The organism is Clostridium sp. AF37-5 (assembly GCF_003477605.1).
GTDB lineage: Bacteria > Bacillota > Clostridia > Lachnospirales > Lachnospiraceae > Eubacterium_F.
Window position 1 is genome coordinate 1 of record NZ_QUDR01000037.1, and the last position, 10,298, is coordinate 10,298.

Sequence of the window (10,298 nt, forward strand, 5' to 3'; positions counted from 1 at the left end):
GGAAAGGTCGGTACGGGAAAGCATGAGCCGCCCGCTTGCCGTGTCGACACCGTGCTTACCAGTTTATTTTTTGTACCTGCACCAGAATAGGATTCCTCCGTCACCAGAGGGCATACAAAAGCAGCGTCCCCTGCCAGATATCCTTGAGCTGTTTGATACGTGTATGTCGTCGTATACAGGTGTTCCTTCCCTTTATTTTTTGCCAGATATGCTTTGGGGGATTTCTTGGTTAAGACATTCCGGTACTTATCATAAGTATGCCCCTGTTTGGTCGTGACAGCCTTATCTCCCTTCTTTCCGAAGGACTTGTCGGTTTCCGTAAGTACGAGGGAACCCTGTTCATTTTTATCATAACTGTACAGGGTTTCCTCCTTTTCTTTCCCATAATTTATCTCATCCGTAAGAAGTTTATTTTCATTATATACATACAGACTGACATTTTTCTTGGTATCCTTTTTAAGCCTTAAGGTATCCGGGTTGATTTTGGATTTCTTATAGGTATAATCATAATACTTTCCGTTTGTTTTATATTTGTTCGGATTAAAGCTGCTGACAACCGTTACCGTGCGGAGTCCTTCATTTCCGTACTGCCAGACTTCATAAGCGGTTTTCCAGTTGCCTTTATCGTCTTTTTCCCGCTCCCTGAAATCATCATAGGAACGGAGTCCGTCGGTTCCTTTTTTCTGGAAATAATCGTATTTGACGCCATTTGATTTTTTGCCCGTCTTCGTATCTTTTTCATATTCCCTGGTTACATAAAACTGCTCCGTCACCACATCCCTTTTCTGCCCGGCACCGGCATCTTTTGTGCCATGCAGGGAACCGGCACGGTACTCATAGTGGGTTTCGTTTCCGTCTGCCGTGATTTTGTTCAGAAGGTAACTCTGGTTCGTAGAAACACGCTGGGATGCCACCCCGGCACCGGAGGTGTTGACCAGCCGCTCCACCGTCTTATAACTATACTTTTCTTTGCTGCCGTCTACGGTCGCACTGGTCAGGATCACACCATGCAGCCTGTCCCCATGATGAGGTGTATAGGATTTTTCTTCCGTTTCGTAAGAGATTGTCTTCTTGGACACGCCTCCCCCGGCAGCTTTGCCCTGAACGGTTACTGATGAAAGGGTCTTTTCCCCATCGTCGTTGTTATAATGGAACGCAATCTCCCGTCCGACGGAATCCGTGATTTTACTGAAATAAATGCCGTCTGTATAAGTATAGGTAATCTTGTTATCATGGGCATCCTTCTGCAGCACAATTACTCCGTCCTCGTTAAAGTAGGTACGGAGTCCGGTTTTATCTCTCAGAAGGTATTTACAGGCGATACCGTCTACGCTTTTGTCCCAGTCTTCCAGTTTAATGTCATCATAATCATAGCCTTCCAGTCCCTTGATATGATAACATTTATTATCGTCATCTGCCTCTGTTTCGATATTTGCCACACCGGCACTGCCGTAATGCAGGTAGGTAGGATTCTTCCCCCATCCTTCCTCTTCTGTCAACGTAACTGTTTCGATCCACGGGAAATCATACCGCCAGCCACTCGCCAAACCATATACGTTATGTCCCTCGTTACTGACAATCTTCGTTCTCTGGGTGTCTTCCTCATAATGCTTTTTTCCATTAAGCGACACCCCTTTCCATCCAGCGCCCTTTTCATATTTTACCAACAGGTTTTTCAACGCATTTTTATGGTTTTTCAAAACGGCGGCGTTCACGACAATGCGTCTTTGAGAGCCGTCTGAGGCTGTGTAGTAAACCCAGAGGGTATCCACCTCCAGATCCTCTATATATTCCACCGTGGCATGTCCAAGATTTGCTTCATTGCTGTCATAATAGCGGTTCAGTTCAAAGTCCATGCCGCCTGTTCCTTCGAGGGAAAGATCTGTCCGGGAAAGCATCAGATGACCGGTGGCGGTATCAACACCATCTGCTGCTTCGGCTTCCAACGGGGAACCGGCAAGGCGGTTTTCATACACACTCCGGAAGGTGTCGCCATACGCTGCTTCCATCGCTGTGTCATAGGTTTCCCCTGCCGCCTGACAGGTGGTGCCGGTAGCAAAAAGTACTGCTCCGCAAAGCAAGGCTGTGGCTGCTGCTTTTGTGATTCCCTTTTTGATCTTTCCCATAAATATTCACTCCTATCTGTTTCATTCCGATTCATCGCACATCATAGTAATAAAATGAACCGCTCCCCATCTGTTCCATTCATATGTTATTCTGATTTCTCTTTCATCAGGTCTTCTACCGTTTTTCCGGCATCCAGCTGTTCCAGCACTTTTTCAAAAGTACAGGTCTCATTCAAAATCAGAAGCGCCACGTTGGTCCGCTCCTCTTTGCTGAGGGATCTATCCTTTAACCGCCGGTTCTGCGCTTTTGTGAGGCCTAACTGCTCCTCCGTGGAAAATTTCCCTATGCAGTTGGTTCAGATTTCGAATTCAATCCTCCGTAAGCTGGTCTCGGAACATGAAGTATCTCCTTAATTCCGCATACAACCCCTCCGGAAGATACGGCATATCATAGTTTCCATCCTTTACAAGATTTGCTATCAATTTTGGATCTTTACTGTCATCATCAATCTACTCTTCTCTTTCCGTCTATCCCTAAAAATTACCATTCACACTCAAAATAAAGAACCCTGTGCGATTTATCTAAATAAAAATCTCCTACCCACGAGTCCGATATATATTTTCCATCGCTAGAAAAATCATAACTATACAAAAAATTATATTCTAGATTACTTTTCTGTACGAGTATTTTCTTTGGTATTATTTTTTTGGCCTTTTTAGTCTCTTTCCAGTCATATTCTTGTGTTATTTTGCAACAAAAATTTTCTCCAATCTTTATAAAACCATCAAATTCTATATTTGAAAGTCCTATCTCTCTTTCATTGCTTTTTACATCATAATAATATTTCACTTCCTCTATTTCTTCAATGCATGGAAATTGTTTTTGGACAAATTCTATATCAGTACCAACCTTCGCCTCGTTTCTATTCAAACAAAAAAACAACAATAATACAAATAACAAGACACAGGCAAATATCAGTATTCCAACCATACATTTATGCAATTTCAACATAAGGCAAATCCTCCTTTGTCATCTCTCATATCCCAATAATCATTTCTATGACTTTAAATCTGTGCGTTGCACAACAATATTAAATGCAACTAAATAGCAATTTTCTTATTTTGTTTTATAAAAATTGCCGATACAGTGTTTTTAGTTCCATCAATTGCTACTTCCTTTATATACTTTTATCTTGATTTTTGCAGTCCTATTTTTCCATGTAACATCCATGTGAACATAGCCATATGTTTCAAATGAACGCGCCCATCCAAGTTCCTCAAATCTACCATTCTCTCTATCCTTTGCTCGTGAACCAATATCCTGACTTCCATTATTAAAGTTACTAAAACTTCCCATACCTGAAACGGGATTCGTACCTTGAAAATTCAATATTTCAGCTAACAAAATAGTGATTTATGCCATTGCAATCTCTGGATGGAGTGCATTGCACAAATATTCAGGTAATCTTGCTTCAAAATCAGAAGTAAAAGCAGTCAGTTGCTCGTCACTGAGCTTTAAGATTTCCTGAAGGCTTGCCATTAAGGCAGCCATCAGAATAGCAAGTGATCTGCTGAAAGTAATGTCTGCCATTTCATCGACAAGAAAGAAGAACAACTCACCAAGAGTTCTCTGATCTTCATTTTGGCGTTGTTCCATTGCAAGTAACATATACCTGGTAAACACAATGGCCACATGGGCTGTCAGTGCATCATAAGATAAGCTATGGCATTCTCCAATCAGGTTCAGCATGGATTTGCAGGTTTTAAAGAAAACCTCGATCTGCCATCGTTTTCCATAAATACGGATGATCTCTTCTTCGGAAAGAGTCGTATCTGTGCAGATAAAAGCAAGCCAGTCCTTGCGATTCACTTTGTTCCTTACACAAACGATCTTTGCTGGAATCGGATTCTCTTTTCCGACCATAATGTCAACGGAAAGCAGATATTTTGATCTGCCACGACGCTTCTTATTCTGGGAATAGATCTCTCTGATATTCAGCTGTTCACCACAGTACGAATATTTGATCCGGCTGCTTTTCTTGATCATGGCAATCACATTCATACCTTTTGAATGAATGTCTATGACCTGTGCCGGGTTGGAAAACCAGGAATCAAACAGGACATAATCCGCTTTCAGTCCTGCACTGAGCGCAGTGTCCAACAGAGTCATCATTGCTTCCGGTGCTTTTGTCTGAGCAAGCTTGCGTCTTTTGCCAGCAAGGGTTCTGTTATCAAAGTTCTTTACCGGACCAATGATATTTGTATCTTTTGCAGATGCCAGCAGACAGCTGTTTACGGGAATCAATGTATTTCCATCACTCCAGCTTAAAGTAAGCATTCGGAATCCTATTTTGAAACGCATATCCGTGTGGTCAAAAACTTTTGATCCCAGTTCTGTTTTCTTGCAACTGGTGCGGTTGAAAAGACTGTCATCAATGATGAAAACATTTTTCCTGCTATCATTCGTCAGATTTTTGATGTCATGATCTACGATATCCGCTGCAAGAAGAGAAGTGAAACGAAGCCAGTTTGTTTTTGTAGAATTAAGGAAACGGTAGAATGTGTCCTTGGAAAAATCTTCCTTAAAAGAGCTGGTCCGTTGCTGCATATACATGCTTCTTCCGACAAAAATGTTGCTGAGTTTGTACCGAAGCAGAGAAACAGGAGAAACACCTTTTTCTTTCGTTCCATTGCATCTGGCAAGAAGCTTGCCAACATGGTGTTTAGAAAAAAATCTCTGAACACAGTCAACTAAGGCTTTTTCATCGGAATGGTTTTGTGGTATACTGGACATGGCATAAATCTCCTTTGTAAAGATGGTTTTTCGACAACTCCATTATACCAAACGGAACAGGTTTATGCCCTTTTTATTGGCTAAAATATTGAATTTTCAAGGTTCAACACACCATATCGGTGTGGGAAGTTTTAGTTACTTAAACAACGAGGATATATCATCAAAAAGGATGCTGTTCCTGTTACCTGATTAGGTGTTGTGTCTATATTTATTTTTTCAGCCACCGAAAAATGGTTTGTTTGCTATGCCCTTTATTCTTTGGGTGCCTTTTACTTATTTGTTTCAACCTTCTTCTTCCATACTTTATACATCTCGTATAAAGTAAATCTTTTTTCACAATCTATATAATGAAGGGTACAATGATATACCGTCCTTCTTGGATTCAAACAATCATTTCCTATAAAACCTAATAAAACCGGCTCATTAACCGAATACTGTTTTTTCGGTTTTGTAAAAAACCCCCATGAAATATCATTTTCATTTTGTCTCCGAAAAACTTCAGCAAAATAGATGGCCACATCACTACAAATTGCCAGTGTCTCATAACTCAATTTTATATCGTCTGATATGATTTCTTCGCGAATCCATTGCGGATATTCTTTTGCTATTTCTTCTAATTCACTCCGTGTATATCGTTCTATTTTTATTTGTTTTACATACCAATCCCAAATTTCAATTATTGAATTAACAGAAAAGTCCAGCTCTATAGATTGACCTTGTGAATGAACATATTCACACAAATATTCTATCCTTTCATCAATATGTTCTATATACCAATTAAAATAGATTTCCGCTTCTCTCTTGGTGAAACTTAAAAAATCCCCTTTTTCTATAGGTGACTCTGCTTCCGCAGCAATATACTCCATTACAGTCCCTCCTAGCATTAATAATGTATTGTGACTTTAATATTGCAGTCATCTAGTAGTTTTAACAACGGCCTTGAGGCTCCTATTTTCCCCGTTGTGGGGCTTCTATAAAAATGCCAATGTGCTGCCTTTATTTTTCCCGTTTGAACTAGTTCTACATCTTTTTCTATCTGCTTTTGTATAAATTGGGTTTTTGAAACATATCCAACTTTACTTTCATGTGCAATTCCATTTGCAAACACATCCACTACACGTTTTCCCCCAGATGTATTAAATGTTTTATGACCTCCGCCATATGCTTTTTTCAATGCTATTTCCCCAGATTCCCCTCTTTTATAAATTGGGATATCTGACTTTTTTGTTGGTTTTTTTACAGGTTTCTTACCCGGTTTTTTCCAACTTTTTTTAGCCTTATTTAAAGCATTTTTAGTTCGTCTAGTTAGATTTTTCCCTTTTAAATTTACCCGTTTTTTTAAAGCCTTAGAAGATTTTTTTACAACTCGCTTTCCAACAGTTTTTGCACTAGATACAGCAGTTTTGACAGCAGTTTTAGCCTTCCTCGCATATTTTGTACCTTTTTGCACTGCTTTTGAACTCTTTACTACTTTGGAAATAGCTTTACCAGCTTTTCCAACATAAGAACCAGGTACGCCGGGAACAATAGTCGCTCCAACATCCCATGCCAGGTTTGCCACATTTTCCCAAGATGGTTCAGTGACCAGCGTATAAATACTATGTCCAATACTCGCAATATCCAGTATCGTCTCAAAAATATTCCCACTTGGGTCTGCCTTATTTACTCCATCATTCCCACAGTAAGTATACAGATGCAGGCTTAACGGGTCATCTTCTTCCCCGGTATAGGTATCCCTCGTCAGGAATCTTCCCAGATACGGCTGGTAATACCTTGCCCGGAGATAGATAGTCTCCGTCTCTCTGTCGTAGTATTCCCCACAGTAGCGGAAGGGATTCTCATCCTTTTTATCCGGGTTCACTTCATTCCCGAAGGAATCATACTCATAGTCCTTAATGACTTTGCCGCTGTCATCTGTTAGCTGAACGACATCGCCATGGGGATTCTTGATATAATACTGCTGCTCTGTTCCGTCTCCCTGATCCGCATACACAAGGTCGTTTCCACGGATATACCGCTTCCGCACCTTGCCGCTGCCGGACAGTTCCATGACAACCTCGTCGCCATCCCAGACAAAGACTGTCTTCTCTCTATTCACAGTCTTACTGGTTCGCAGCCCCTCGGCATCATAAGTAAAGCTTACTTTGCTGTCTCTGGTAAGCGTTTTTGTCAGCTGGTTCAGTGCATTATAGTGGTTGACAACATTCTCGTTCAGTCGGTTGTCTCCCAGTGTCACGTCTATGTCAATGTAGGTTCGGTCTTTTTTGTCGCTTGGAATCTCATAGCGGTTAACCGTGGCAAGCTGGTTTCCGTTTTTATCGTTCTTGTAGATAACAACGGAGTCCTCCTCCGTATCTGTATTTAAAGTGTCTGTACGGAGCAGCTCGTCATTTTTATTGTAGCGGTAAGCAGTGGTCTTATTGCCTGCCTTCATTTCCTTACGGTTGTTGTTACTGTCGTAGGAATAGATGATGTCGTCGCTTCCGGTTCTTGTCTCTTTCCGGATATGGCCAAGCAGGTCATAGGTGTAAGTGGCGGTACTGCTCCGCTTCTTCCCATCTTTGCCAAGAACCGCAGAAACCTCTTTGGATTTCTGACCGTTTTCTAAGTATTCTGAGCTGTACTTAGAAACCACCCCGGCACTGCCTGTCTGGTTCTTCATCCTTGTCAGTCGGTTCTGGTAATCATAGGCATAAGTGGTGGTCAGGTTATTTCCCGGCACTTTCCTCTCTGACAGGTTTCCGTCCTTGTCATAGGTGTATCCCACTACCTTGCGGCCTTTCTCATCGGTAACGGATGCCAGTTTGGATTCCCCGTCATAGGCATAGCGGAGGGAAAGCTTCTTTTCCCCGCCCACGGCCACAGTAAAGGCGGACCTATTGCCGGCACTGTCGTAAGTATAATGCTTAACCACGTCCTTGTTCTTGGTCAGTTTGGTGGTCTCGCTGGTAACCTGCCCGGATACATCCCCATAGGTAAATCTGGTGCCGTCCTGGGTTTCCACGTCCCCATAGGCATTGTAAGTATAGGAATGGGTGGTCTCTTTCCCTGTCTTCTTTTCTTTTGCCACCATCTCCGTCAGGCGGTTCTGGTAGTCATAGGTGTTTTTCAGGGTGTTGCCATTCTTATCTACCGTTTTGGTGAGGTTGCTGTTTTCATCATAAGAATAGCTCTCCCTTCTTCCCTCCGGGTCGATGAGTGCCACTAATTCATTTTTTTCATTATATTCATACTTTGTCTCGGCAATGGTATCGGTCTTTTTCTTCCCGCTGACGGTAAGGCGGTAGGTCTTTCCTGCATAAGAGAAGGTATCCGCTTCCTCTCCCTTTTCTCCGGCTTCACTTTCCGTCGCCGCATTTCCAGCTTCTGCCCCCTCGCCAGAAGACTCCCCATTTTCACCGGGAACCTCGGATACTACTATCGTGAGCGGGCTGGTCATGCCCGTAAACTGGCGCACCTTGTTTCCCATAATGTCATAGACATACTGGACGTACTGCGCTTTTCCATCTTCCATGCAGTTTTTAACCATGACAAGGCTGCCCCGCTTATCATAAGTATACTCCGTTCTTGTCGTCCTGTCAGCATCTATTTTTTCATTCTGTGCTATGACATTTCCCGTGGTATCATACTCTGTCGTGGTGGTCTGATAATGGATGCTTCCATCTTCCTTTTCCAACGGATACTCTGCCCGTATCATCTGACCGAGAATGTCATAGGTATATTGGGTGGAAACGCCTTCTCCCACACCCTTCGGAGTGTATTCCTTTATAATATTTCCCTGGTCGTCATAATCCGCCTTCGTTATCCGGGACTGCCAGTCCGTATCCCCCTCTTTCCGGCTCTTTGTCTCGGTCTGGCTGACATTTCCATTTTCATCGTATACCAGAAGAACTTCTTCCTCATAAGACGGAAGCCACTTCCCATCCTGGTATTTTTTAGTAACTGTGTTTTCCTTGACATTTCTTCCAAAATCGTCTGTCTCATATGTGGCAATCACTTCGGAACGATTTTTCCCCCGGATGGTGGTACTTGTCTTGGACAGGATATTTCCCTCTGCGTCCGACACAGTTTCGGTAATGTTCTCACTCAGCACGGCATCATTAAACTGGTCGTAATAATTATCTGTATCCACCTCCGATTGATATACCAATGGATTCAGTTCCTTGCTGTAACTGATGGTAATCGTCTGTGCCACATCATCCTCGCCGATGACTTCTGTTTCTTCCTTGGTAAAATTCCAAGAGGTGCAGTGGGCGGCATCCAGTTCCCCGTTGCTGAAGCTGGCACTGCCGATCTCTTCGCCTGCATCGTCATAGAAATATTTGCTGCCGCTTAATACTTTGTTTCCCCTGCCCGTAATGTAGAAGTTGGGAACCGTTTTCCCATCCTCATTGACGATGAATTTCTTTTCGTCGGGCTTGAAAGCATATGTCCGTTTCTCCAGCAGACGGTCATTTTCTTCCTGCTCTAAATCCGGGTCATCCTCCTCTTCCCCGGTCTCTGCTCCGTATTCATAAACATTTTCTGTCCATGTGCCGGATGCTTCGTCCTTGCTGATGATGGTATTGTCAAAAGCATCCTGTATGTCGATAGCTGCCCGTCCATACTCGTCCAGTGTCATGGTTTTTAGGGCATCTGTGGATACATATTCCCTGTCTTTGGATTCATACTCTGTCCCTGCCGCCTCTATGGTCTCTTTTTCCTCCCCAGTTTCCGGGTCATAGGAGGTTTTTGTGACAAGACCATTCTCATCTGTAGTGGACAGGCAGTTTCCAAAGGAATCATAAGTGATTTCTTCTTCCGTGTAGGTGCGGTTTGATGACGGGTTTTTTGCAGAATCCAGCGTGACATCTTTCTTGGTCTGCTGTCCCAACGCATTGTATGTATAATCATTCTGGATGATTTCCTTTTCCCCATCACTGCCATAGGTTGGAAAAACTTTTCCCTGGGTTTCATTTCCCTGGGCATCATATTTGAAATCTGTTTTGGATACTGTTTTATAGGCAGCACCACCTACACTCCTCTGCTCCGAGATACTGCTGTAATCAATGCCATTAGAGGCAATTTTGCTTTCCAGTTTGATTTTTGTCTTTGCTGAATCGTATAATTCCTGTTTTGTCAATATACACAAACAGAATGGCCTGTCATCGGCAGGATAACCGGCATCCGTATTATGGTAAGCATATGTTACTGTATACAGATGCTCTTTCCCCTTGTTTTTTGCAAGGTAAGCTTTGGGGGATTTCTCTGTCAGGACATTTCGATAATTGTCGTAGGTGTACCCCTGCTTTGAAGTGACTGCTCCGCTCCCCTTTTTACCCCAAAACCTACTGGTCTCTAACGTCACCAGAGAACCGTTCTCGTCCTTGTCATATTTGTAACTATTTTCCTCCTTTTCTTTCCCATAATTTATCTCATCCGTAAGAAGTTTATTTTCA

5 protein-coding genes are annotated in these 10,298 nt (G+C 42.6%); all 5 read right to left on the minus strand.

Annotated features, from left to right (window positions below; translation table 11 throughout):
- On the minus strand, window positions 1-2,126 hold a 2,126-nt coding region (locus DW019_RS14375; protein WP_147353041.1), incomplete at its 3' end, for a DUF6531 domain-containing protein.
- A 481-nt stretch (window positions 2,127-2,607) separates the two neighbouring features.
- Window positions 2,608-3,078, minus strand: a complete 471-nt coding sequence (locus tag DW019_RS14385; RefSeq protein WP_117480041.1) for a hypothetical protein — start codon at window positions 3,076-3,078, stop codon at window positions 2,608-2,610.
- Between the two features lie 402 nt (window positions 3,079-3,480).
- A complete protein-coding gene (locus DW019_RS14395) occupies window positions 3,481-4,860 on the minus strand; it encodes a transposase (protein ID WP_118444015.1) in 1,380 nt (459 codons plus the stop codon).
- Window positions 4,861-5,129: 269 nt separating this feature from the next.
- On the minus strand, window positions 5,130-5,726 hold the full coding sequence (locus DW019_RS14400; RefSeq protein WP_117480044.1) for a hypothetical protein: 597 nt from the start codon (window positions 5,724-5,726) through the stop codon (window positions 5,130-5,132).
- A 17-nt stretch (window positions 5,727-5,743) separates the two neighbouring features.
- On the minus strand, window positions 5,744-10,298 hold a 4,555-nt coding region (locus DW019_RS14405), incomplete at its 5' end, for an RHS repeat-associated core domain-containing protein (protein ID WP_147353042.1).